This window comes from Rhodopseudomonas palustris BisB18, from assembly GCF_000013745.1.
Classification (GTDB): domain Bacteria; phylum Pseudomonadota; class Alphaproteobacteria; order Rhizobiales; family Xanthobacteraceae; genus Rhodopseudomonas_A; species Rhodopseudomonas_A palustris_F.
Genome location: NC_007925.1, coordinates 2,629,414 through 2,652,070, shown reverse-complemented (window position 1 = coordinate 2,652,070; position 22,657 = coordinate 2,629,414). Strand labels below are relative to the sequence as shown.

Sequence of the window (22,657 nt, the reverse complement as noted above, 5' to 3'; positions counted from 1 at the left end):
GCCTCGCGCGGGCCGTTTTGATTCGGCGATGTGATGAAGCGGTGCGTTTTAGCGCAGCGCGGGCGCGGCGGCGGGTAACAGTCCCAGCACGATGTCGGCGGCGCAGGCGCTCGGCGACTGCGCGCCGGTCGACATGATGGCGTCGATCCGGCCGAACGCTGCGAGCTGGCGCTGCCGCAGCGGCGAATCGGCGAGCACGTCGCGCAATGCCGCGGCCAACGTCGGCGCCGTGCACTCCTCCTGCAGATATTCCGGGGCGACGTTCTCGCCGACCACCAGATTGGCCAGGATCACCGACGCCGAGGTGATCCGTCGCCGCACGATCCAGGCCTCGAGCTGGCCGGCGCGATAGGCCGTGACCATCGGCACCCCGGCAACCGCCAGTTCCAACGTCACCGTGCCGGACTTGGCGAGCGCCGCGCGGGCGATGCGAAACGCCGCGCGCTTGTCGTTTTCGCCGACCACGACGCGCGGCTGCAGCGGCCAGTGCTTGAGCGCCTCGGCGATCAAGGCTTCGAGGTGCGGCATAGTCGGCAGGATCAACTCGAACGCCACGCCCTGCGCCTGCAACAGGCCGAGCGCTTCGCCGAACACCGCCATGTGGTGTCGGATCTCGCTGCGCCGGCTGCCCGGCAGCACCAACAGCACCGGCGGCGCGGCGTCGCGGCGCAATTGCTCCTCAGGGTTCGGCCGCAGCGTGGCAATCTGCTCGGTCAGCGGATGGCCGACATAGCTGCAAGGCGGCCCCTGCAGCCGGCGATACTCGTCCGGCTCGAACGGCAGCAGCGCCAGCACGTGGTCGACATATTTGCGCATCACCTTCGCCCGCCCCGGCCGCCACGCCCACACCGTCGGCGAGACGTAGTTGACGATCGGGATCGACGGGTCGCGCGCCCGCACCCGGCGCGCCACGCGGTGGGTGAAATCCGGACTGTCGATGATCACCAGCACGTCCGGCGCGGCCTGCAACGCGGCGTGCGCCGCGGTGCGGATGTGGCGCAGGATGGTCGGCAGCCGCCGCGCCACCGCCGACAGCCCGATGATCGACAATTCCTCGATCGGAAACAGCGATGTGAGGCCCTCGCGCGCCATCGCCCGGCCGCCGACGCCTTCGAAGCGCACGGCTGCACCGAGCCGATCGCGCAGCTCGCGCATCAGGCTGGCGCCGAGCCGGTCGCCGGATTCCTCGGTGGCGATCAGGAAGATCTTTCGCACGGCGTGGGTTGCAACGGCGGTCATCACGCCGGCATCCCGGTGATGAACAGTCCGGCGCGGTCGGCGGCGTCGATCATCGGCTGCGGTTCGGCGACCACGGTATGGCCGGCCACCACGGCGATGCCGGCCAATTCGGCGGCGGCGACGCCGGCGATGGTGCGCGGCCCCAGCGCCGGCAGATCGAACCGCAGGTTCTGGCCGACCTTCGGCGCCTTCACCAGCACGCCGCGCCTGGGCTTGGCGCGGATCAGCCGCTGCGCGCGCAGCCGCGCCACACTCGCCAGCAAGGCGTCGGTGCCGCCGATATCCTCGACCGCCACGACGTGGCCGTCGATCACCACGCAGCCCTGCCCGATGTCGAACGGGCTCAGCGCCGCCAGCACGGCGCGGCCCTTGGCGATGTCCGCTACGGTGCTGCCATCGGGCGTGGCGCGGGTCAGGCAGCCCGCCGGCATCAACAGATCCGGCGCGACGTCGCGGATGCCGAGCAGCCGAAAGCCGTCCTTCTCGAAGATCTGGCCGATGCCGGACAACAGATGATCATCGCCGCCGCGATACGCCGCCATCACCGCGCGGATCACTTTGACGGCGCCCCAATCCAGCCGGACCTCGGACAAGGACGGCCGCACCACCGCGCCGATGAACACCAGTTCGCGGCAATGCTCGGCGCGCAACAGCTTCTGCAGCCGGCCGAACCGGCCGATCGAAATCCAGTGGTGGCGATAACGGTGCAGCGCGGCGGCATCGCAAAAGCCGTTCAGCGCAAAGATGATCGGGGTGATGCCGCGCGCCAAGAGCGAGTCGGCGACCGCGAACGGCAACACGCCGCCGCCCGCGACCAGGCCGATCGGTGAGGAGATCTGCGCAACCTCGGCCATGGCCCTCGAGCGACTCCGCTAATCGACGACGCTGCCGCCGTCTGCGGGCATGCACAGCGAGCGATGTCGGCCGCCCCGCGCCTTGCCCTCGTCGATGAACGCAATGATCTCGGCGATCGCCGGATCCTCGCCGGCACGCCGGCGCACCTGCTCGAGCCGATCGGCGAACAGGCCCGCGCTATGAAACAGTTCGTCGAAGAACGAGCGCACCACGACGAGCCGCTGCTTGGTGAATTTGCGCCGCCGCATGCCGACGATGTTGAGGCCCGACAGATGCGCGTAGATGCCGTTGGCGAGGCCGTAGGGAATCACGTCGTCGCGCACCCCGCTGGCACCGCCGATCATCACCTGGGCGCCGACCCGGGTAAACTGCTGAAACACGGTCATGCCGCCGATGAAGGTGAAGTCGCCGATCTCGCAATGTCCGCCGAGCGTTGCGGTGTTGGCGAAGATCACGTCGTTGCCGACGTGGCAATCGTGGCCGATATGGCTGGCGGTCATAAAGAAGCCGCGGTCGCCGACCCGGGTGATGCCGCCGCCCGACACCGTGCCGCGATTCATCGTCACCGATTCGCGAATCGTGCAGCCGCTGCCAACGTCGAGCTTGGTCGGTTCGCCCTTGTAGCCGGTCGATTGCGGCGGCGTGCCGAGCGAGGCGAACGGATAAATCGTGGTGCCGTCGCCGATCGTGGTGTGGCCGTCGATGTTGACGTGCGAGATCAACCGGCAGTTGGCGCCGATCACGACGTCGCGGCCGACGATGCAAAACGGACCGATCGAGGTGCCGTCGCCGATCACGGCGCCGTCTTCAACCCGCGCGGTGGAATCAATCGTGCTCATGGAGCTCCAGTCTAGGTCAGTCTCGCGCATGATCCGGCCGACAACCGGATCCGGTTCTCGGGATCATGCGTCTTGGCGTTGATTTCGTGTGGTTAGCCCCTGCCGCCAAAGCTGTCCACTAACGTTGGATCACGCAATATGACAACGCGCCTGGCGGGCGCGGACGGCTCATCCGGCGCGCGCGACAACGCGCGGGATCGACGGCGCAGCCAGCTCAGTCGGTCAGCATCGCGCCGACGTCGGCTTCCGCCACCACCACGCCGTTGACCTTGGCGTCGCCGTGAAACCACCACATCGACTTGCGCCGGCCAATGCTCTTCATGTGATATTCGATGGTGTCGCCGGGCAGCACCGGCTTGCGAAACTTGCACTTGTCGATGGTGAGGAAATATACCGCGCGCGGCTTCTCGGTGCCTTCGACCGACATAATGCCGATCACGCCGGCGGTCTGCGCCATGCCCTCGATCATCAGCACGCCGGGAAACACCGGCCGCTCGGGGAAGTGCCCGAGAAACGCCGGCTCGTTGAAGCTGACGTTCTTGATGCCGATGCCGCTGTAGTCCTGGCGGATGTTGACGACCCGGTCGATCAGCAGAAACGGATAACGGTGCGGCAAGGTCTTGAGAATCGTGTTGATGTCCACGGTCTCAATTCTGATCGGTGACTCCATCAACCTTGCCTCTCGCCCTTCGCATCTTTTGAATCCGCGCCCGGCGCGCCGCTCTTCGGCAAGCGCTCCACCGCGAGAATTTCGCGGAACCATTGCTTGGTCGGCTTTGCGAAGTAGCCGCCCCAGCGGCCATTGGCCGGCACGTCGTCCTTGACCGCGCTCATCGCGGTCACCTGGGCGCCATCGCCGATGTGGAGATGATTGTTGATCCCGACCTTGGCGCCCAGCGCGACGTTGTCGCCGAGCGTCAGGCTTCCGGCAAGTCCGCATTGCGCGGCAATCAGGCAATGTCGACCAATTGTTACATTGTGGCCGATCTGCACCTGATTATCGATCTTGCTGCCCTCGCCGATCACGGTGTCGCGCAGGCTGCCGCGGTCGATGGTGGTGCCGGCGCCGATCTCGACGTCGTTCTGGATGATGACGCGGCCGGTCTGCGGCACCTTCTGGTGAGTCTCGGCGAAGATGAAACCGTAGCCGTCCTGGCCGATCTGGCAGCCGGGATGGATCAGCACGTTGTTGCCGATCAGCGCGAATTGAATCACCGTGCCGGCGCCGACATTGCAGTCCCGCCCGATCCGGACACCCGGCGAAAGCACCGCGCCGGAGCCGATCACCGAACCGGCGCCGATTTCCACCTGCGGACCGATCACCGCCAACGGATCGACGGTGACGCCGTCCTCGAGCCGCGCGGTCGGATGGATCACCGCGGAGGCCGCGATGCCGGTGAGATCGAAGCCGGACTGTGGCCGCATCGCGTCCTGGTGGATGAGGCGCGCATAGGCGACGAAGGCGCGAAACGGGCTCTTGGCCCGCAGCACCGCGACGTGCGGCGGCACGCTGGCCTCGAACCGCGGGCTGACCAGAACGGCGCCGGCGCGGGTCTGCGCCAACTGCCCGGCGTATTTGATGTTTTCGAAGAAGCCGAGATGCATCGGCCCCGCTTCGTCGAGCGAGGCCACCCCGGTGATGCGATGGTCGGCGCGCGACGCGTCGACCAATTCCGCCTTCGTCAACGCCGCGATTTCAGCCAGCGTCGACGAAGGGCCTTGCTTGAAGAACGATGGTTGCGCCATTACGCCCGTCGCTGTCTGGCCCCGGTGGGGCTCAGAACGAGGTGCCGCCACCGAACTTGAACTGCTGCACGCGGTCGAACTGACCTTTGGTGAGCGGGATCGCGTAGTCGAAGCGCAGCGGACCGAACGGCGAGGCCCAGATCAAGCCGACACCGACCGAGGTGCGGACCAGATTGCTGTCGTCGTAGGTCATGCCGGCACAGGTACCGACATCGTTCTTGGTGGCGGGGACGCAGGTCGCGGTGTTGACCTGGTTGGTGAGCGCCCACGAGGTCGGGCCCTTGTAGTCCCACAGCGAACCGGCATCGGCATAGATCGCGCCCTTGACGCCGACTTCCTTCGGCAGGAACCAGAACGGCATCTGCAATTCAGCCGACGCACCCCAATATTTGGTGCCGCCCAGCGCATCGCCGTAGCCGGTCAGACCGTAGTTCGAGATGTCGCGCGCACCGATGCCGTTCGGCGCAAAGCCGCGCACCAGGTTCGGACCCATCTGGAAATGATCCAGCATGCGGATGTCCTTGCCGCCGGCTTCGTTCAGGATACCGCCCTGCACGTGGATCAACCCGACGATATCGGCGACCAGCGGAGTGTAGTACTTCGCATCGAAGGCCGACTTCAGATAGCTGACGTCGCCGCCGACGCCGGCGTAGTCCTGCCGCAGATCGATCAGCAGACCGTCGGTCGGGTTCTTGTTGTTGTCGAGGGTGTTGTAGGTCAGCGTGTAGCCGATCGCCGAGGTCAGCGCCTTGCCGTCCTGCAGCTCGATGCGGACCGGAAGCGCGGCTTCGCCGTCGCCGAGACAGCCATATGAACCATACGACGTGTTGTTCGGGTTGCCGGCATTGATGAAGCCCGGGGTCGGGAAATAGGACGACCCGAAGTTGTTGTTACAATTGTTCAGCGCGTCCGGCAGCGAGATTTCCTGCTGATAGATCGAATAGCGCACCTGCAGCGACAAATCTTCCCGCAGACCGAAGCCGAGCCGCGGGCTGAAGCCGAGCGTCTTGGTGGTGTAGGAGACGTAGCTGTTGGCGAGCTGCTGGCGCTGATAGAGGTCGAGGCCGAGCGCCACCCGGTAGTCGAGCAGATAGGGCTCGACCAGGGACAGCGAATAGCCGCGGGAATACTGGCCGTAGCTCACCGAAGCCTTGGCGAACAGGCCGCGGCCGAGGAAGTTGCGTTCCGACACCGAGACTTCGGCCAACGCGCCGTCGCTGGTGGAATAGCCGCCCGACACCGAGAAGTCGCCGGTGGATTTCTCTTCGAGATCGACCACCAGGATAATGCGGTCGCTCGACGAGCCGGGCTCGGTGACGACCTTCACGCTCTTGAAGAAGTCGAGGTTCTTCAGCCGGCGCTCGGCGCGATCGACCAAGGCGCGGTTGTAGGCGTCGCCTTCGGACAGATCGAACTCGCGGCGGATCACGTAATCCCGGGTGCGGGTGTTGCCGCGCACGTCGATGCGCTCGATATAGGTGCGCGGACCTTCATCGATCGCGAACACGATCGACACGGTGTGGTTGTCGTAGTTGCGGTCGCCGCGCGGACGCACGGTGGCGAAGGAATAGCCGCGCCGCGACGCCTCGATCGACATCTCCTCGACCGACTTCTCCAGCGCTTCGGCGTTGTACAGCGAGCCAACCGACACCCGCGAATAGCTGCGGAACGAATTGGCATCGAGCGTCGGAATGGTGGACTGGAATTCGACCGAACCGACGCGATACTGCTGGCCTTCCTCGATCTTGAAAGTGACCAGGAAGCCCTTCTTCTCGGGATCGTATTCGGTCAGCGCGGCCACCACCTGCACGTCGGCGTAGCCGTGCTTCAGGTAATAGCGGCGAATCAGGTCGCGGTCGGCTTCGACCCGATCCGGATCGTACAGATCGCCCGAGGCCAGGAAGCTCAGGAAATTGGACTCGTGGGTCTTGATGATGTCCTTGAGGCGATAGGACGAGAACGCGTTGTTGCCGATGAATTCGATCGAGCGGACGCCGGTCTTGGCGCCCTCCTCGACGGTGAACACCAGGTCGACGCGGTTGTTCGGCTGCTCGATGATTTCCGGCGTGACGCGGACGTCGTAGCGGCCGGAGCGGCGATAGATTTCGGCGATACGCAGCGCGTCGGATTGCACCATCGGGCGCGACAGCGTGCCGCGCGGCTTCGATTGGAGTTCCGCGCTGAGCTGTTCGTCCTTGACCTTCTTGTTGCCCTCGAAGGCAACGCGGCCGATCACCGGGTTTTCCACCACGGTGACCACCAACCGGCCGCCGGCCTGGTTGATGCGCACGTCCTGGAACAGGCCGGTCTCGATCAGGGCCTTGAGGCCGTCATCGATCCGCCCCTGGTCGAGCCGACCACCGGGACCCGCCTTGAAATAGGAGCGGATGGTTTCCACTTCGACGCGCCGATTCCCCTCGACGGCGATGGAGTCTGCCGTTTGGGCAGACGCAGGCGACGTCAGCAGCGCTGCAGTCACCGTAGCGGCGACAGGCACGGCGAAAAATACCAAGGCTGCCGTCAGGCCTCCCCGCAACACTCGCATTCCAACGTTCATGCGCAACGCGCCCTTGTCATTCCAGTGCCGGATTGCACCCCAGCGCACCGGCAGATTCCCATTCGCTGCATCGCTTGTAGACAATTTTGTCGATTGGGCAAACGGCCATTCGCGGTGCAATTTCAATTTCATTCCAAGACGTTGCCTATCGGCCACGGGCTCCGAATCGCGGCTCATGACGCCGCCAGATGCAAGATATCATTGTAGGTGGCGAACACCATCAGCATCAAAACCAGCCCTAAACCGATGCGAAAGCCCATTTCCTGGGCGCGTTCCGACAACGGCCGGCCGCGCGCCGCCTCGACCGCATAGAACAAAAGGTGTCCGCCATCGAGCAGCGGCACCGGAAACAGGTTGAGCAGTCCGATCGACACCGACAGCACCGCCGCCAGATGCAGCAGCGGCGAGATGCCGAAGGTCGCGACCTGCCCGGAGATCTGGGCGATTCGCAGCGGCCCGCCGAGCTGATCGGCGGCCTCGCGGCCGGTGAAGATGCCGCCGATATAGGCCAGCGTGCGATCGACCACGAACCAGGTTTCCTTGACGCCAAGCAGCAGCGCGGTCGCCGGGTCCACCCGCTCGGTCACCACGTCGCCCGGATTGGTGGCGCGGCTGATGCCGAGAATGCCGACCCGGTGCGCGTTGCCGAAGCTGTCCTTGATTTCCTTCAGCACCGGAGTGGCGCGAAGTTCCAGCGTGGCGTCGCCGCGCTTGATGGTGAAGCTCAGCTCTTGGCCCGCCTCGCTGCCGACGGTGCGCTGCATCTCGGTGAAACTGTCGATCTTCTTGCCGCCGATCTGCAGCACGACGTCGCCGGGCTTAAAGCCGGCGGCGGCGGCCGCACTGTCGGCCTGCACGGTGTCGACCCTGGCACTGGTGATCGGCCGGCCTGAAATCGTGAACAGCGCGGCGAAAATCGCGATCGAGAGCAGGAAATTGGCGATCGGCCCGGCGGCGACGATCGCCGCCCGCGGGCCGACTTTCTTGTGGTGAAAGCTGCCTTCGCGTTCCGCCGCGGACATCGCCGACAACGCGGCGCTGGAGGGCGTCGACGCTTCGCTCTCGTCGCCGAAGAATTTGACGTAGCCGCCGAGCGGCACCGCGGAGATCTTCCAGCGGGTGCCGTGCTTGTCGTTGAAGCCGACCAATTCCGGACCGAAGCCGAGCGAGAACGTCAGCACTTTCACCCCGGCCCAACGGGCGACCAGGAAATGCCCCAGTTCATGGAAGAAAACCACGATCGTCAAAACAAACAGAAAGGGAATGACGTAACCGATCACGCCATGGCTCAATACGTTGAAACTATTTAGAAAAACGTCCGGCATCCGATTCCCCTCAGCAGGGCCGAAGGCCCTGTGTTTAATGCTCTAGGATGCCTTTGCGGCAATTTGAGGCAATAGCGCGGCAGCCATATTTCGCGCGCTGTGGTCGACCGCGATGGCGTCGTCGGCGCAGCTCAACGGCGCCTGATTGCCGGCGCGGATCCAGGAACTCATGGTTTCCTCGACCAGGCGTGCGATCGCGCCGAACCGGATCCGCTGCGCGATGAACGCGGCCACCGCGACCTCGTTGGCGGCATTGTACACCGTGGTGGCGCCGTTGCCGGCGCGCAACGCCTCATAGGCCAGCTTCAAACCAGGGAACCGGGCATAATCCGGCGCCTCGAAGGTCAGGGTTCCGATCTTGGCGAGGTCGAGCGGCGCGGCACGGCCGACGATGCGGTCGGGCCAGCCGAGGCAATGCGCGATCGGGGTGCGCATGTCGGGCGACCCCAGTTGCGCCACCACCGAGCGGTCGGAAAACTCCACCATGCCGTGGATGATCGACTGCGGATGCACCACCACGTCGATCTCGTCGGGCGACAGCGCGAACAGCCAGGACGCCTCGATCACTTCGAGGCCCTTGTTCATCATCGACGCCGAATCGATGGTGATCTTCTGCCCCATGCTCCAGTTCGGATGCTTCAAGGCCTGCGCCAGCGTCGCCTGCTCGATATCGGCGGCGGCCCAGGTGCGGAACGGGCCGCCCGAGGCGGTGATGATCACCTTGGTGAGTTCGTCGCGGTTGCCGGAGGCGAGCGCTTGGAACAGCGCGTTGTGTTCGGAATCCGCCGGCAGGATGGTGGCGCCGGCTTTCGCCGCGCGGTCCATGAAGAATTCCCCGGCGCAAACCAGGCATTCCTTGTTGGCGAGCGCGACGTGAGCGCCGCGGTCGACCGCGGCCAGCGTCGGCTTCAACCCGGCGGCGCCAGCGACCGCCGCCATCACCCAATCCGCCGGCCGCTCGGCGGCTTCGACGATGGCGCTGTCCCCTGCTCCGCAGGCGATGCCGGTTCCGGCCAGCGCCGCGCGCAATTCGCTCAAGCGCGCGGGATCGGCCACCGCGACGAAGCGGGCGTTGAATTCGCGGGCCAGCTTGGCGAGGCCGGCGACGTTGGTGTTCGCGGTCAGCGCCTCGACCTGGTAGCGCTCGGGCGAGGCCCGCAGCAGGTCCATCGTGCTGTCGCCGATCGACCCGGTGGCCCCGAGCACGCTGACGCTACGGACACCCGACGCCGCGACTTTGGCGTTTCGCAATGGAACTGCACTCATTTTTTCACCAAACCATAAGACCGCGGCCTGCGCCATCCAAAGCGCCCCGCATCACCCCGAAAAGGGCCGCAACGACAATTGCCGCAACATAGCCGTCGAGGCGGTCGAGCAGACCGCCATGGCCGGGGATGATGTGACTGGAATCCTTGACGCCGAACCGCCGCTTCACCGCCGATTCGAACAGGTCGCCGAGTTGCGACACCACCGACAACAGCGCCGCCAGCGCCAACAGCGGCAGCCATTTGCCATAGCCGAGCGCGGCAAAGCCGGAGGCCACGATCAGGCTGCCGAAAAATCCGCCGAGCGCGCCGGCCCAGGTCTTCTTCGGGCTGACCCGCGGCCACAGCTTCGGCCCGCCAATGCCGCGGCCGGCGAAGTAGCCGCCGATGTCGGTCACCCACACCACCAGCAGCACCAGGATCAGCGCGGCAAAGCCTTCGTTGGGATCGAGCCGCACCAGCACCGAGGCGATCAGCGCCGCGGCGGCGTAGCCATAGCCCAGCACGCTCCAGCCGCGCCGCTCCGCATTCAGCGCCGCCACCGCAACCAGTCCGGCCACGATCAGAAACACGCAGAGCGCGCCCTGCCCGAGCGCCAGCGCGCCGCCGCCGAGCGCCAGCGCGACGCTACCGGCCGCGACCACGCGCTTGTCGCCGACCGCGCCGACTACGCTGAGCCATTCGATGTAGAGGCCGACCGCCACCGCGGTGGCCAGTACGGCCCAGGCCCATCCGCCCGCATAGGCAATGCCGATCGCCAGCGGCGCCAAAACCAGCGCGGTCGCTGCGCGCATCACCAGATTGCGCGAGCCGGTGTCGGCCACCGGTGTCGGCGCCGCCTGTTCCTGATTCACCTCGGTCACGATCCTGTTTTCGCCGCCAAACCGCCGAACCGGCGTTCACGGCGGGCGTATTCGGCGATCGCGCCCTCAAGCGCCGCCTTGTCAAAATCAGGCCAGTGAATCGGCACGAACACAAGTTCGCTGTAAGCCGCCTGCCACATCAAAAAGTTGGAGAGCCGCTGCTCGCCGCTGGTGCGGATGATCAGATCGGGATCGGGAATGTCCGGGGCGTCGAGATACTGGCTGAGGCTGTCGGGGTCGATGCTGGCGGGATCGCGCTTGCCCTCGGCGACTTCGCGGGCCAGCCGCTGCGCCGCATTGGCGATCTCCTGCCGCGAGCCGTAGTTGAACGCGACCACCAGATTGAGCCGGGTATTGTTGCGGGTCAGCTCTTCGGCTTCGGTCAACAGCGCGCAAAGGTCCGACTCCAGGCCGTCCCGCTCGCCGATCACCCGGACCCGGACGCCGTCGCGGTGCAGCGTCGCCAGATCGTTGCGGATGAAGCGTCGCAGCAGGCCGAACAGATCGCCGATTTCGCTGGCCGGCCGCGACCAGTTCTCCGAGCTGAACGAAAAGATCGTCAGATAGGCGATGCCGAGTTCGTTGGCGGCGCGGACCACGCGGCGCAGCGCGTCGACCCCGCGGCGGTGGCCTTCGGCGCGCGGCAATCCGCGCGCCGCCGCCCAGCGGCCGTTACCGTCCATGATGATGGCGACGTGCACAGGCACCTCGGACGAATCCGATCGGTCAGGCGCGGGCGCGGCGACGTTCGACATAGGTCAATTCCCAATGCGTAATCCGCGAAGAGGCTTCCCGTTTGCCGCAGTAACCTGTCCATCAGTAGGCTGCGCAGATTCCGACCGCAAGACCACAGCCGGGATCGACATCAGACGGTGAGGATTTCCTTTTCCTTGGCCGCCAACAGCTGATCAACCTCGAGAATCGTCGCGTCGGTGGCCTTCTGCACCTCGTGCGCCAGACGCTCCTGATCGTCCTCGGAGATCTCGCTGTTCTTCTCGAGCTTCTTCAGCGTGTCGAGGCCGTCGCGGCGGACGTGGCGGACCGCGACGCGGGTGGCCTCAGCATATTTGTGCGCGACCTTGACCAGTTCCTTACGGCGCTCCTCGTTGAGCTCCGGAATCCGCAGCCGCAGCACCTGTCCTTCGGTGGCTGGGCTGAGGCCGAGATTGGAATCGACGATGGCTTTTTCGACCGCCTTGACCATCGACCTGTCCCACACCTGGACCGACAACAGCCGCGGCTCCGGGACGCTGACGGTGGCCAGTTGGTTCAGCGGCATGTGGCTGCCATAGGCCTCGACTTGCACCGGCTCCAGCATCGAAGCCGCCGCGCGCCCGGTCCGCAGACCGCCCAGCTCGTGCTTGAGCGACTGAGTGGCGCCCTGCATGCGACGCTTCAATTCGTTGATGTCAAAACCGCCCGTTGGCATTGCCGCCTCTCCTTGCAAACGCTTACTCGATATTCGCGGCCGTCGCCTGCGACCTTGGCCGCGATCAGCCCGCCACCACCGTGCCGCGCCCGGTGCCGCTCAGGATCGCACCGATCGAACCGGCTTCGGCGATCGAAAACACGATGATAGGCAGCGAGGTCTCACGGGCAAGCGCGAATGCGGTGGCGTCCATGACCTTATAGCCGCCTTCCAGCGCCTGTGAGTGCGACAGCCGCTCGAAACGCTGCGCCGATGGATCTTTTTTCGGATCGGCGCTGTAGACGCCGTCGACATTGGTGGCCTTCAACACCGCCTGCGCGCCGATCTCGCCGGCCCGCAATACCGCCGTGGTATCGGTGGTAAAGAACGGATTGCCGGTGCCGCCGGCGAGCAGCACGATCTTGCCTTCGGCCAAGTAGCGATGCGCCGCACCGCGGGTGAACAATTCGCAGACCTGCGGCATCACGAAGGCCGACAAGGTCCGCGCCGCCACCGCGCGGCGCTCGATCGCCGCCTCCAGCGCCAGGCAGTTCATCACCGTCGCCAGCATGCCCATGGTGTCGCCGGTCGGTCGCGACACCCCGCGCGACGACACTTCGACGCCGCGAAAGATATTGCCGCCGCCGACCACAACCGCGATCTCGACGCCGAGCTTCTGCGCCGCGATCAGGTCGCCGGCGATCCGATCGATGGTCGGCTGGTCGATGCCGAATGACTGGTCGCCGGCGAAATATTCGCCGGACAGCTTGATCACGACCCGACGATAGACCGGCTCACCCATGATACGATCGCTTCCCCTCGGAGCGCGGCTCCCGGCCGTTGCGGCCGGGAGCTAGCGTCGACAGTTACTTCTGGCCGCTGGCTGCGGCGACTTCGGCGGCGAAGTCCGAGGTCTGCTTTTCGATGCCTTCGCCGAGCGCGTAGCGCACGAAACCCGTGACCTTGATCGGCGCGCCGACCCGGCCCTCGGCTTCCTTGACCGCCTGCGCGACCGACTTGCCCTTCTCGTCGAAGATGAAGGCCTGCTCCAAGAGGCAGACTTCCTTGTAGTAGGTCTTGAGGCCGTTCTCGACGATCTTCTCGATCATCGCCTCGGGCTTGCCCTGCTGGCGATACTTGTCGGCCATCACGTCCTTCTCGCGGCGCACCACGTCCGGGTCGAGCCCGGCGGGCTCCAGCGCCTGCGGATTGGCGGAGGCGACGTGCATCGACAGCTGCTTGCCGAGCGCCGCCAGTTCGTCGGTCTTGCCGGCGGATTCCAGCGCCACGATGACGCCGAGCTTACCGGCACCGTCGGTGACGGCGTTATGCACGTAGCTGGCGACCAGGCCCTGCCCGACTTCGAGCACGGCGGCGCGGCGCAGCGTCATGTTTTCGCCGATGGTGGCGATCGCGTCGGCGATCGCGGTGGCGACGGTCGAGGAGCCGACCGGCGCGGCATTGATCTTGTCGAGATCGGCGCCGACCTTGAGCGCGACCTGGGCGATCATCTTGACCAGGCCCTGGAACTGCTCATTACGGGCGACGAAATCGGTCTCGGAGTTGACTTCGACCAGCACGCCCTTGGTCTTGTCGGTCAAAGCGCCGATCAAGCCTTCGGCGGCGACGCGGCCGGCCTTCTTGGCGGCCTTCGACAGGCCCTTCTTGCGCAGCCAGTCGATCGCGGCCTGCATGTCGCCGTCGTTCTCGGTCAGTGCCTGCTTGCAATCCATCATGCCCACGCCGGTGGTCTCGCGCAGGTCCTTGACCATCGCCGCTGTAATCGTTGCCATCTTTGAACGTCCTTCTGCCTGTCAGGGCGCGCACGGAGCAGCCATGGTGCTGCCCGCGAATTCGCCGTCAGGACTCCGAAAATTGATTGTTGCCGGCAAAACATTGCGGCCGGATGTCCCGGCCGCAATGCGTGTGCGTTATTCCGCTTCCGCGGTCATCGCCTTGGCCTGGGCAACCCAGCCATCGGCGCGGCTCGGCAGACCGACTTCTTCGCCGATCTTGTGCGCGGTGTCGCGATCCAGTTCGGCCAGCTGCCAGAAGTGGAAGATGCCGAGATCGTTGAACTTCTTCTCGATCGCGCCGGACACGCCGGTGAGCTTCTTGAGGTCGTCGGCGGTGCCGCGCGGCCCGGCCAGGCCCTGGAAAGCGGTGGCGGTCGGCGCCGCTGCGGCCGGCAGCTCTTCGCGCACCGGCGCAACCGAAGCGCCGATGTCGAAGCCGGAATCGCCCTGGGCGCGGGAGATGCCGTCGATCACCGCGCGCGCGATCAGATCGCAATACAGCGTGATGGCGCGGCCGGCGTCGTCATTGCCGGGGACCAGATAGGTGATGCCCTTGGGGTCGCAATTGGTGTCGACGATCGCCGCCACCGGGATGTTGAGCCGCTGGGCTTCCTGGATCGCGATGTCTTCCTTGTTGGTGTCGATCACGAAGATCAGGTCGGGCAAGCCGCCCATGTCCTTGATGCCGCCGAGCGAGCGGTCGAGCTTGTCGCGCTCGCGCTGCAGCGTCAGGCGCTCCTTCTTGGTGTAGGCGTTGGCGTCGCCGGAATTCAGCACCTCGTCGAGGTGGCGCAGCCGCTTGATCGAACCGGAAATGGTCTTCCAGTTGGTCAGCGTGCCGCCGAGCCAGCGCGAATTGACGAAATACTGCGCCGAACGCTTGGCGGCTTCCGCCACGCCGTCCTGGGCCTGGCGCTTGGTGCCGACGAACAGCACGCGGCCGCCCTTGGCGACGGTGTCGCTGACCGCCTGAAGCGCGCGATGCAGCAACGGCACGGTCTGCGCCAGATCGATGATGTGGATGTTGTTGCGGGCCCCAAAGATGTACTCGGCCATCTTGGGGTTCCAGCGGTGCGATTGGTGGCCGAAATGGACGCCAGCTTCGAGCAGCTGACGCATCGAGAATTCGGGAAGTGCCATCGTGATATTCTCCGGTTGGTTCCTCCGGAAGCGTGTGAGCAAACGAGCGTGCGAGCAGGACGATCCTGCCTCGCGGCCCGGCTGCCACCGGACGGCGGTTAAGCCATGCTTCCGTGTGAGATGGCGCGGTATATAGCCGGATTCTGCGCAGAAGCAAGGCAAATGGGCGGGTTGGGGCCTGTGGCCGGCTCCGGCCGGACCTGGATTGGCCGCCCCCGCGGGGCGTCTGACAAGCCGGAACCCTGTCAGGCGCCAACCGAGTTTTGGAGCCAGGAACCGAGCGTCACGGTCACGCCGGCATCGGCGCTTCCAGCAGCCCGAGATACCTCGCCATCGGCCTAAAATCGCTGTCATTGTGTAACAAAATCATGCGGTTCTCGATGCACCATGTCCCGATCAAGAGATCGATCGTCTTGCGAATGGTGATGCCGCGCCGGCGCAGGGCGCGGAAATTGCGGGCTGCGGAGACCGCGATCGCATCGCCCGCCATCGGCGCGATCTCGAACCGACGCAAAAGCGCTTCGACCCGGCTCGCGTCCCGCTCGCTGGACAAACCCTGCAGCACCTCGCACAGCATGAGATCGCCGAGGATGACCTCTTCGACGCCGAGCGCCGCCCGTAGACGTTCGACGTGAGCGGCCTTGCGGCCATTGAGGAAGTCGATCCAGACGCTGCTGTCGACCACCATCAGCGCGCGCCTCGCCCGCTCCGGCTGCGGGCCAGATTGCCACGCCAGCGGTATTGACCAAAAGCCTGGCCCACCTCGCGCTGCTTTTTCAAGCGGATCATCAAGCGAAGCGCCTGCTCCACCGTGTCCTTCTTGGTGGCTTTGCCGGCCGCTTCCTGAGCTTCCGCCATCAGCGTGTCGTCAATGTCGATATTGGTGCGCATCGCTGGTCATCTCGCGACGATGTGTACGGTTGAATGATAGCATACACACGCGTGGCGGAAAAAGAGGCTACACGGTCTGCACGTCGACCACGCCCTGCACCGCCTTGATCGCGCCGGCGATCTGCGGCGACACCCGGAACCGGCCGGGCAGCTTCATTTCCACCTCGGTCTCGAGGTCCAGCATCATCACCAGCGTCACCTCGCCGTCGCCGCCCGGCCGCTTCGGTTCGCTGGCCGGCGTCGCCGATCCGCCGCCACCCGCCTCCGGCATCTGCAGCCGTTTGGCGATGGACTCCAGCGGCTTGGTGTCGCGCAGGAAGATCCGCAGCCCCTTCTGGGTCTTGGCGGCGGCGTCATCGAGCGGTTCGGCGTGCAGGATGCGGGCGCGGACGTCCTCGCCCTGCAGTTCGGCGCCGAGCTGCAGCAAGACCGCGCCGCCGGGCTCCAGCACCTCGCGATATTGCGCGAGGCCTTCGGAGAACAGCACCGCCTCGAAATGCCCGGTGGGATCCGACAGCCCGAGGATGCCCATCTTGTTGCCGGTCTTGGTGCGCCGCTCCATCCGCGACACCACGGTGGCGGCGACCTTGCCGGCGGTGGCGCCAGACTTCACCGCGCGGCAGAACTCGGCCCAGGACTGCACCCGCAGCCGCTTCAGCGCGGTGGCGTAGTCGTCGAGCGGATGCCCGGACAGGAAGAAGCCGATGGCGTCGTATTCGCGGCGCAGCCGCTCCGCCGGCAGCCAGGCCTCGAGCTGCGGCAGCATGATCGTCGGTGCATCGGCCATGCCGCCGAACATGTCGTTCTGCCCCATCGCCGCCGCCTCATGGTGGCGTTGGCAGGCCGCCATGATGGCGTCGGCGCCGCCGAACACCGCGGCGCGGTTCGGATTGAGCCCGTCGAACGCGCCGGCGGCGGCGAGACTCTCGATCACCCGCTTGTTGATCGCCTTCGGGCTCACCTTGGCGGCGAAGTCCGCCAGCGAGCTGAACAGACCGCCCTTGCGTCCCTCGACGATCAGCTCGACCGCCTGCGCCCCGACGCCTTTCAGCGCGGCGAGCGCGTAGTAGATCACGCCGTCGGCGACCTCGAAGGTGGCGCCGGAGCGGTTGACGCTCGGCGCCTCGAGCTTGATGCCGAGCCGCTGCGCCTCGGCGCGGAATTCCGACAGCTTGTCGGTGTTGTGGATTTCCAGCGTCATCGACGCCGCCAGAAACTCCACCGGGTAATGCGCCTTCATATAGGCGGTGTGGTACGACACCAGCGCGTAGGCCGCGGCGTGGCTCTTGTTGAAGCCGTAGTCGGCGAACTTCGCGAGCAGTTCGAAGATGGCGTCGGCCTGCGCCTTGGGCACGCCGTGCTCGACCGACCCGGCGATGAAGCCGGCGCGCTGCTTCTCCATCTCGGCGCGGATCTTCTTGCCCATCGCGCGGCGCAACAGGTCGGCTTGGCCGAGCGAGTAGCCGGCCATCACCTGGGCGATCTGCATCACCTGTTCCTGATAGATGATGACGCCGAAGGTCTCCTTCAGGATCGACTCCAGAATCGGGTGCAGATATTCCGGCTCCTCGTCGCCGTGCTTGCGGGCGCAATAGGTCGGGATGTTGGCCATCGGGCCCGGCCGATACAGCGCCACGAGGGCAATGATGTCCTCGAAGCGGTCGGGCCGCATGTCGATCAGCGCGCGCCGCATGCCCTGACTTTCCAGCTGGAACACGCCGACCACGTCGCCGCGCCCGAGCATCGCGAAGGTGTCGGGATCGTCGAGCGGCACCGTCGGCAGCGACACCACGACGCCGCGCTGCTTCAACAGCTTCACCGCGACGTCGAGCGTGGTCAGCGTCTTCAGGCCGAGGAAGTCGAACTTGACCAACCCCGCCGGCTCCACCCATTTCATGTTGAACTGGGTGACCGGCATGTCGGATTTCGGATCGCGATACATCGGCACCAGCTCGGAGAGCGGGCGGTCGCCGATCACGATGCCGGCGGCGTGGGTCGAGGCGTGGCGGGTCAAGCCCTCGAGCCGCTGCGCGATGTTGAAGGCGCGCGCCACCACCGGGTCTTCGTCGCGGAACGCCTGCAGCTTCGGCTCGCTTTCGATCGCCTGCTTCAGCGTCACCGGCGCCGCCGGATTTTGCGGCACCAGCTTGGTCAGCTTGTCGACCTGGCCGTAGGGCATCTGCAGCACCCGGCCGACGTCGCGCAGCACGCCGCGCGCCTGCAGCGTGCCGAAGGTGATGATCTGCGCCACCTGATCGCGGCCGTAGCGGCGCTGCACATATTCGATCACTTCGCCGCGGCGGTCCTGGCAGAAGTCGATGTCGAAGTCGGGCATCGACACGCGCTCGGGATTGAGGAAGCGCTCGAACAGCAGACCGAAGCGGATCGGATCGAGGTCGGTGATGGTGAGCGCATAGGCCACCAGCGAGCCTGCGCCGGAGCCGCGGCCCGGACCGACCGGAATGCCGTTTTCCTTGGCCCATTTGATGAAGTCGCCGACGATCAGAAAGTAGCCGGCATATTGCATCCGGGTGATGATGCCGAGTTCGAATTCCAGCCGCGCGCGGTACTCCTCCTCGGTGGCGCCTTTCGCCACGCCATGCACCTGCAGCCGCTTGATCAGCCCCTGCTCGGCCTGCGCCCGCACCTCGTCGGCTTCGTTGCTGGAGGCAGCCGCGGCATGGCTGCCGGTGCCGGCGCCAAGGGTGAAATGCGGCAGAATCGGCTTGCGGGTGCGCGGCCGGAACGCGCAGCGCTCGGCGATTTCCACGGTGGAGGCCAGCGCCTCCGGCAGGTCGGCGAACAGCACCGCCATTTCGGCCCGGGTCTTGAAGCGGTGATCCGGGGTGAGCTGCGGACGGTCGGTCTCCGCCACCAGCCGGCCGCCGGCGATGCACAATAGCGCGTCATGGGCCTCGTAATCGTCATTGGTGGCGAAATACGGCTCGTTGGTCGCCACCAGCGGCAGCCCCTTGGCGTAGGCCAGATCGATCAGCGCCGCCTCGGCGCGGCGCTCGGCGTCGACGCCGTGACGCTGCAATTCGATATACAGCCGGTCGCCGAACAGCGCCGCCAAACGGTCGCAGCGGGCTTCCGCCAAGCCCGCCTGGTCGGCGGTGAAGGCCAGCGAGATCGGCCCCTCCGGGCCGCCGCTCAGCGCGATCAGATCCTCGGCCTCGCCGTTCAGCCAATCCAGCTTGATGTGCGGCGTCTGGTTCACCGGGGTTTCCAGGAACGCCCGCGAATTCAGTTTGATCAGACTGCGGTAGCCGCGCTCGCGCGCCGCCAGCAGCACGATCCGCGACGGCGCCGCCGAAAGCGCGTTGCGGGCGTTGGGATCCTGATCGCCGAAATCGACCGCCAATTCGCAGCCGACGATCGGCTGGATGCCGTAGCCCGCCATCTTCTCGGAGAATTCCAGCGCCCCGAACATGTTGTCGGTGTCGGTCAGCGCCAGCGCCGGCTGATGGTCGGCCTTGGCGAGCTCACACAGCTTGGCGACCTTGATCGAGCCCCGCAGCAGCGAATACGCCGAATGCACGTGCAGATGAACGAAGCCGGCATTGGTCATGGGCGCGGTGTCAATCCAGGGAACTGAGGACGGCGGCGACCGGGGTCGCCACACTCGACTCGGACCTCATGGTGCGTCGCCACGCCCCACCTGTAAACCGGCACCGTAGGTCCCTTCCCCGCTGTCCCCAGCCGCGGTTCAGAACTGCGGATTACAGCTGCGGAATGACTTGCGCCCACACCGCGATCATCCCGACGAACAGCACGATGGACGTCAGCGCCGCGGCCTCTTCAACGAAGGTCTTCAACATCTCTGCCTCCTTGGCTGGAACATAACCAGAACATTGTTCTTGATCCGTTCCAGAGTCAAGCCGTCGCCCCGGCGACGCACGGAGATGGCTGATAAAGCGTAAATGTCCGGGTTTGACGCCGCAGGCGCTGGCCGGATAGCACCTGCGCGGCGAAGTGAGTTGACGCCGCCCGCAAGGAACGGCTTGCTCTGGCCGTGGAATCACAGACGGCCGCGGCCGGTTGGAGGATAAAATGCGTGCTGCACTTTGGGCTTTGCTGGCGCTCGGCGCGGTTTCGGCGATCGACACCACGCCCGCCGAAGCCAGGGACTATCCGTTCTGCATCAAGGGATACGACTACGATCAGGTGCTGGGCGACTGCAGCTTCATGACCTATCAGCAATGCCAGGCCACGGCCTCCGGCCGTTACGCCTATTGCGACACCAATCCGTATTTCCAGGCCACGCTCGAACCGCAGCCGCGGACCCGCCACAGCCGTCGTCATTATCGCGAGTAATCCCTCAGGGGTGGCCGCGAGTCGGCGCCAGGCGGTCGGGCCCTCGCTCGAACCATGTCGGTCGGGGCCCGCCGCGCAAGGGCTCGAATGGAGGTATCGATGCGTATCGCAGGTCTGATCGTTCTGGGCGTGCTCGCCTATCCCTCGACGCTGCTGGCAAGGGACTATCCGGTCTGTCTGCGGGTCTACCACGGCTACGTCGATTATTACGACGAGTGCGCCTATACCTCGATCCCGCAATGCCAGGCGTCAGCCTCCGGCCGTGCCGCGCAGTGCCTGGAGAACCCGTGGTACGCCGCTCCGGTGGAGCGCCCTCGGGCGCCGCGTCAGCGGCCGCATCAACGTCATCGCCATCGTTGAACCGGCGACCATCGAACCGGAGCCGCCCCACCGATCGATCTTTGCGATCGTGCTGATACCTTAATCGAGCTCGACCACGAGGCCGTCCTGGATCGAGACCCGGCGGTCCATCCGGCCGGCCAATTCCATATTGTGGGTGGCGATCAGCATCGCCACCTGGGTGGCGCGGACCAGCTGCATCAGCGCCTGAAATACATGGTCGGCGGTGTGGACATCGAGATTGCCGGTCGGCTCGTCGGCGAGCAGCACCCGGGGCGCATTGGCCACCGCACGCGCGATCGCCACCCGCTGCTGCTCACCGCCGGACAGTTCCGCCGGACGATGGGTGATGCGGTCGCCGAGCCCGAGATAGGCAAGGATTTCCTTGGCCCGCTCGGTGGTCTCGGATCGCTTCAAGCCGCGGATCATCTGCGGCAGCATGACGTTCTCCAGCGCGGAGAATTCCGGCAGCAGCCGATGCGACTGGTAGACGAAGCCGATATCGGTGCGACGGATCTGGGTCCGCTCGGCATCGCTCAAGCCCGAAGTGGCGGTGCCGCCGACATAGACCTCGCCTTCGTCCGGATGCTCGAGCAGGCCTGCGATGTGCAGCAGCGTCGATTTGCCGGCGCCCGACGGCGCCACCAGTGCCACCGACTGGCCAGCCCACAGCGCCAGCTTGGCGCCGTTGAGGATGGTCAGGATCGACTCGCCCTGAACGTACTGCCGCTTGACGTCGTGCAGATAGACGACCGGGACTTCTTCAGCGACCTCCTCCATCGTCGTGCTCACTCGTACCTCAACGCTTCGACGGGATCGAGCTTGGCCGCGCGCCACGACGGATACAGCGTCGCCAGGAATGACAACGTCAACGCCATGATCACCACCGCGGCGGTTTCGCCGACGTCGATTTCGGCCGGCAGCCGCGACAGGAAATACAGTTCCGGCGAGAACAGCTCGGTGTTGGTCAGCCAGGACAGGAATTGGCGGATGGTCTCGATGTTCAAACACACCAGGAGGCCGACCAGAAACCCGGTCAAGGTGCCGACCACGCCGATGGCGGCGCCGGTGATCAGGAAGATCCGCATGATCGAGCCTTGCGAGGCGCCCATGGTGCGCAGGATGGCGATGTCGCTGCCCTTGTCCTTCACCAGCATGATCAGCCCGGAGACGATGTTGAGCGCCGCCACCAGCACGATCAGCGTCAGGATCAGAAACATCACGTTGCGTTCGACCTGCAGCGCGTTGAAGAAGGTGGAATTGCGCTGCCGCCAGTCGACCAGGAACACCGGTCGGCCCGCCGCCTCGGTGACGCTCTTGCGGAAGGCGTCGATCTTGTCGGGATTGTTGGTGAACACTTCGATCGCGGTGACGTCGGAGGCGCGGTTGAAATAGGCCTGGGCTTCCGGCAGCGGCATGAACACGAAACCACTGTCGTATTCCGACATGCCGATCTCGAACACCGCGGTGACCTTATAGGGCTTGATCCGCGGCGTGGTCCCCATCGGGGTCACGGCGCCGCGCGGCGCCACCAGCGTGATGCTGTCCCCGGCATGCAGCGACAATTGGTCGGCAAGGCGGCGGCCAATTGCGACGCCCTGCCCCTCGTCGAAGCCTTCCAGCGTGCCTTGCTTGATGTTCTTGGCGATCGAGGTGAGGTTGTTGAGGTCGTCGGCGCGCATGCCGCGCACCAGCACGCCGGAGGCGTTGAACGGCGACGACGCCAACGCCTGGCCGTCGACCACGGGCGCGGCCAGCCTGATGCCGGCGACGCCGTTGATGCGTTCGGCGACGTCCTTCCAGTCGGTCAGCGGGCTTTCCAACGGCTGCACCAGCAGATGGCCGTTGAGGCCCAAAATCTTGTCCAGCAGTTCCTTGCGGAAGCCGTTCATCACCGCCATCACGATGATCAAAGTGGCGACGCCCAGCATGATGCCGAGGAAGGAAAACCCGGCGATCACCGAGATGAATCCCTCCTTGCGACGCGCGCGCAAATAGCGTCCGGACAGCAGCCATTCGAATGGCGCGAAAGGTGGGGTTCGAACTGGCTCGCTCATGGCTTCATCCATAGTCCGAA

At 65.7% G+C, this 22,657-nt stretch carries 21 protein-coding genes; 2 read left to right on the top strand and 19 right to left on the bottom strand.

From position 1 onward, the window contains the following. Window positions 1–48 precede the first annotated feature (48 nt). The 17 genes from lpxB to dnaE form a co-directional block, all read right to left on the bottom strand. The gene (lpxB, locus tag RPC_RS12250; RefSeq protein ID WP_011472897.1) at window positions 49–1,239 is read right to left on the bottom strand and encodes a lipid-A-disaccharide synthase; all 1,191 of its coding nucleotides are present in this window, start codon (window positions 1,237–1,239) and stop codon (window positions 49–51) included. Then, window positions 1,239–2,093 (bottom strand): LpxI family protein, encoded by an 855-nt coding sequence (locus RPC_RS12245; protein WP_011472896.1) that lies wholly within the window; start codon window positions 2,091–2,093, stop codon window positions 1,239–1,241. Before RPC_RS12245 ends, lpxB begins: the two co-directional genes overlap by 1 nt. A gap of 18 nt (window positions 2,094–2,111) precedes the next feature. Next, entirely contained in the window at window positions 2,112–2,933 is an 822-nt protein-coding gene (gene lpxA / locus RPC_RS12240) for an acyl-ACP--UDP-N-acetylglucosamine O-acyltransferase (protein ID WP_011472895.1), read from the bottom strand. A 214-nt stretch (window positions 2,934–3,147) separates the two neighbouring features. Next, window positions 3,148–3,603: a 3-hydroxyacyl-ACP dehydratase FabZ gene (fabZ, locus tag RPC_RS12235; protein ID WP_011472894.1), complete on the bottom strand. Its 456-nt coding sequence runs from the start codon at window positions 3,601–3,603 to the stop codon at window positions 3,148–3,150. Then, window positions 3,603–4,679: a UDP-3-O-(3-hydroxymyristoyl)glucosamine N-acyltransferase gene (gene lpxD / locus RPC_RS12230; RefSeq protein ID WP_011472893.1), complete on the bottom strand. Its 1,077-nt coding sequence runs from the start codon at window positions 4,677–4,679 to the stop codon at window positions 3,603–3,605. The genes fabZ and lpxD overlap by 1 nt, the downstream gene beginning before the upstream one ends. A 31-nt stretch (window positions 4,680–4,710) precedes the next feature. Continuing rightward, window positions 4,711–7,236 (bottom strand): outer membrane protein assembly factor BamA, encoded by a 2,526-nt coding sequence (gene bamA, locus RPC_RS12225; protein WP_011472892.1) that lies wholly within the window; start codon window positions 7,234–7,236, stop codon window positions 4,711–4,713. Window positions 7,237–7,409: 173 nt separating this feature from the next. Further along, window positions 7,410–8,561: an RIP metalloprotease RseP gene (gene rseP, locus RPC_RS12220; protein WP_011472891.1), complete on the bottom strand. Its 1,152-nt coding sequence runs from the start codon at window positions 8,559–8,561 to the stop codon at window positions 7,410–7,412. Between the two features lie 42 nt (window positions 8,562–8,603). Next, window positions 8,604–9,827 (bottom strand): 1-deoxy-D-xylulose-5-phosphate reductoisomerase, encoded by a 1,224-nt coding sequence (dxr, locus tag RPC_RS12215; protein WP_011472890.1) that lies wholly within the window; start codon window positions 9,825–9,827, stop codon window positions 8,604–8,606. Between the two features lie 4 nt (window positions 9,828–9,831). After that, window positions 9,832–10,680: a phosphatidate cytidylyltransferase gene (locus tag RPC_RS12210; RefSeq protein ID WP_011472889.1), complete on the bottom strand. Its 849-nt coding sequence runs from the start codon at window positions 10,678–10,680 to the stop codon at window positions 9,832–9,834. A 5-nt stretch (window positions 10,681–10,685) separates the two neighbouring features. Beyond that, window positions 10,686–11,444, bottom strand: a complete 759-nt coding sequence (locus RPC_RS12205) for an isoprenyl transferase (RefSeq protein ID WP_011472888.1) — start codon at window positions 11,442–11,444, stop codon at window positions 10,686–10,688. 110 nt (window positions 11,445–11,554) lie between these two features. Beyond that, a complete protein-coding gene (frr, locus tag RPC_RS12200; protein WP_011472887.1) occupies window positions 11,555–12,118 on the bottom strand; it encodes a ribosome recycling factor in 564 nt (187 codons plus the stop codon). Between the two features lie 64 nt (window positions 12,119–12,182). Further along, complete coding sequence (pyrH, locus tag RPC_RS12195) at window positions 12,183–12,899, bottom strand: UMP kinase (RefSeq protein WP_011472886.1); 717 nt, start codon at window positions 12,897–12,899, stop codon at window positions 12,183–12,185. A 64-nt stretch (window positions 12,900–12,963) separates the two neighbouring features. Beyond that, complete coding sequence (gene tsf / locus RPC_RS12190; RefSeq protein ID WP_011472885.1) at window positions 12,964–13,890, bottom strand: translation elongation factor Ts; 927 nt, start codon at window positions 13,888–13,890, stop codon at window positions 12,964–12,966. A 138-nt stretch (window positions 13,891–14,028) separates the two neighbouring features. Next, complete coding sequence (locus tag RPC_RS12185) at window positions 14,029–15,033, bottom strand: 30S ribosomal protein S2 (protein ID WP_011472884.1); 1,005 nt, start codon at window positions 15,031–15,033, stop codon at window positions 14,029–14,031. Window positions 15,034–15,322: 289 nt separating this feature from the next. Continuing rightward, window positions 15,323–15,721 carry a type II toxin-antitoxin system VapC family toxin gene (locus RPC_RS12180; protein WP_011472883.1) on the bottom strand — a complete coding sequence of 133 codons (399 nt, stop codon included), beginning with the start codon at window positions 15,719–15,721 and terminating at the stop codon, window positions 15,323–15,325. Beyond that, the gene (locus RPC_RS12175; protein WP_011472882.1) at window positions 15,721–15,924 is read right to left on the bottom strand and encodes a type II toxin-antitoxin system VapB family antitoxin; all 204 of its coding nucleotides are present in this window, start codon (window positions 15,922–15,924) and stop codon (window positions 15,721–15,723) included. Before RPC_RS12175 ends, RPC_RS12180 begins: the two co-directional genes overlap by 1 nt. 67 nt (window positions 15,925–15,991) lie before the next feature. Continuing rightward, window positions 15,992–19,495: a DNA polymerase III subunit alpha gene (dnaE, locus tag RPC_RS12170; protein WP_041801751.1), complete on the bottom strand. Its 3,504-nt coding sequence runs from the start codon at window positions 19,493–19,495 to the stop codon at window positions 15,992–15,994. Between the two features lie 482 nt (window positions 19,496–19,977). Between dnaE and RPC_RS12165 the strand changes: the two genes are divergently transcribed. Both RPC_RS12165 and RPC_RS12160 read left to right on the top strand, forming a co-directional pair. Continuing rightward, window positions 19,978–20,241 (top strand): DUF3551 domain-containing protein, encoded by a 264-nt coding sequence (locus RPC_RS12165; RefSeq protein WP_011472879.1) that lies wholly within the window; start codon window positions 19,978–19,980, stop codon window positions 20,239–20,241. A 99-nt stretch (window positions 20,242–20,340) separates the two neighbouring features. Then, entirely contained in the window at window positions 20,341–20,601 is a 261-nt protein-coding gene (locus tag RPC_RS12160; protein WP_011472878.1) for a DUF3551 domain-containing protein, read from the top strand. Window positions 20,602–20,661: 60 nt separating this feature from the next. On the opposite strand, the gene RPC_RS12155 is transcribed toward RPC_RS12160, so the two are convergent. Next, a complete protein-coding gene (locus tag RPC_RS12155) occupies window positions 20,662–21,360 on the bottom strand; it encodes an ABC transporter ATP-binding protein (RefSeq protein ID WP_011472877.1) in 699 nt (232 codons plus the stop codon). Between the two features lie 8 nt (window positions 21,361–21,368). Further along, window positions 21,369–22,649, bottom strand: a complete 1,281-nt coding sequence (locus RPC_RS12150; protein ID WP_011472876.1) for a lipoprotein-releasing ABC transporter permease subunit — start codon at window positions 22,647–22,649, stop codon at window positions 21,369–21,371. Between the last annotated feature and the right edge of the window lie 8 nt (window positions 22,650–22,657).

Coding starts and splice junctions, on each gene's coding strand:
- bamA (WP_011472892.1), bottom strand. CDS start 7,236: ATGAACGTTGGAATGCGAGTGTTGCGGGGAGGCCTGACGGCAGCCTTG.
- rseP (WP_011472891.1), bottom strand. CDS start 8,561: ATGCCGGACGTTTTTCTAAATAGTTTCAACGTATTGAGCCATGGCGTG.
- pyrH (WP_011472886.1), bottom strand. CDS start 12,899: ATGGGTGAGCCGGTCTATCGTCGGGTCGTGATCAAGCTGTCCGGCGAA.
- fabZ (WP_011472894.1), bottom strand. CDS start 3,603: ATGGAGTCACCGATCAGAATTGAGACCGTGGACATCAACACGATTCTC.
- tsf (WP_011472885.1), bottom strand. CDS start 13,890: ATGGCAACGATTACAGCGGCGATGGTCAAGGACCTGCGCGAGACCACC.
- dnaE (WP_041801751.1), bottom strand. CDS start 19,495: ATGACCAATGCCGGCTTCGTTCATCTGCACGTGCATTCGGCGTATTCG.
- RPC_RS12205 (WP_011472888.1), bottom strand. CDS start 11,444: ATGTCGAACGTCGCCGCGCCCGCGCCTGACCGATCGGATTCGTCCGAG.
- RPC_RS12180 (WP_011472883.1), bottom strand. CDS start 15,721: ATGGTGGTCGACAGCAGCGTCTGGATCGACTTCCTCAATGGCCGCAAG.
- RPC_RS12160 (WP_011472878.1), top strand. CDS start 20,341: ATGCGTATCGCAGGTCTGATCGTTCTGGGCGTGCTCGCCTATCCCTCG.
- RPC_RS12245 (WP_011472896.1), bottom strand. CDS start 2,093: ATGGCCGAGGTTGCGCAGATCTCCTCACCGATCGGCCTGGTCGCGGGC.
- lpxA (WP_011472895.1), bottom strand. CDS start 2,933: ATGAGCACGATTGATTCCACCGCGCGGGTTGAAGACGGCGCCGTGATC.
- frr (WP_011472887.1), bottom strand. CDS start 12,118: ATGCCAACGGGCGGTTTTGACATCAACGAATTGAAGCGTCGCATGCAG.
- RPC_RS12155 (WP_011472877.1), bottom strand. CDS start 21,360: ATGGAGGAGGTCGCTGAAGAAGTCCCGGTCGTCTATCTGCACGACGTC.
- RPC_RS12150 (WP_011472876.1), bottom strand. CDS start 22,649: ATGGATGAAGCCATGAGCGAGCCAGTTCGAACCCCACCTTTCGCGCCA.
- RPC_RS12185 (WP_011472884.1), bottom strand. CDS start 15,033: ATGGCACTTCCCGAATTCTCGATGCGTCAGCTGCTCGAAGCTGGCGTC.
- lpxD (WP_011472893.1), bottom strand. CDS start 4,679: ATGGCGCAACCATCGTTCTTCAAGCAAGGCCCTTCGTCGACGCTGGCT.
- RPC_RS12175 (WP_011472882.1), bottom strand. CDS start 15,924: ATGCGCACCAATATCGACATTGACGACACGCTGATGGCGGAAGCTCAG.
- lpxB (WP_011472897.1), bottom strand. CDS start 1,239: ATGACCGCCGTTGCAACCCACGCCGTGCGAAAGATCTTCCTGATCGCC.
- RPC_RS12165 (WP_011472879.1), top strand. CDS start 19,978: ATGCGTGCTGCACTTTGGGCTTTGCTGGCGCTCGGCGCGGTTTCGGCG.
- dxr (WP_011472890.1), bottom strand. CDS start 9,827: ATGAGTGCAGTTCCATTGCGAAACGCCAAAGTCGCGGCGTCGGGTGTC.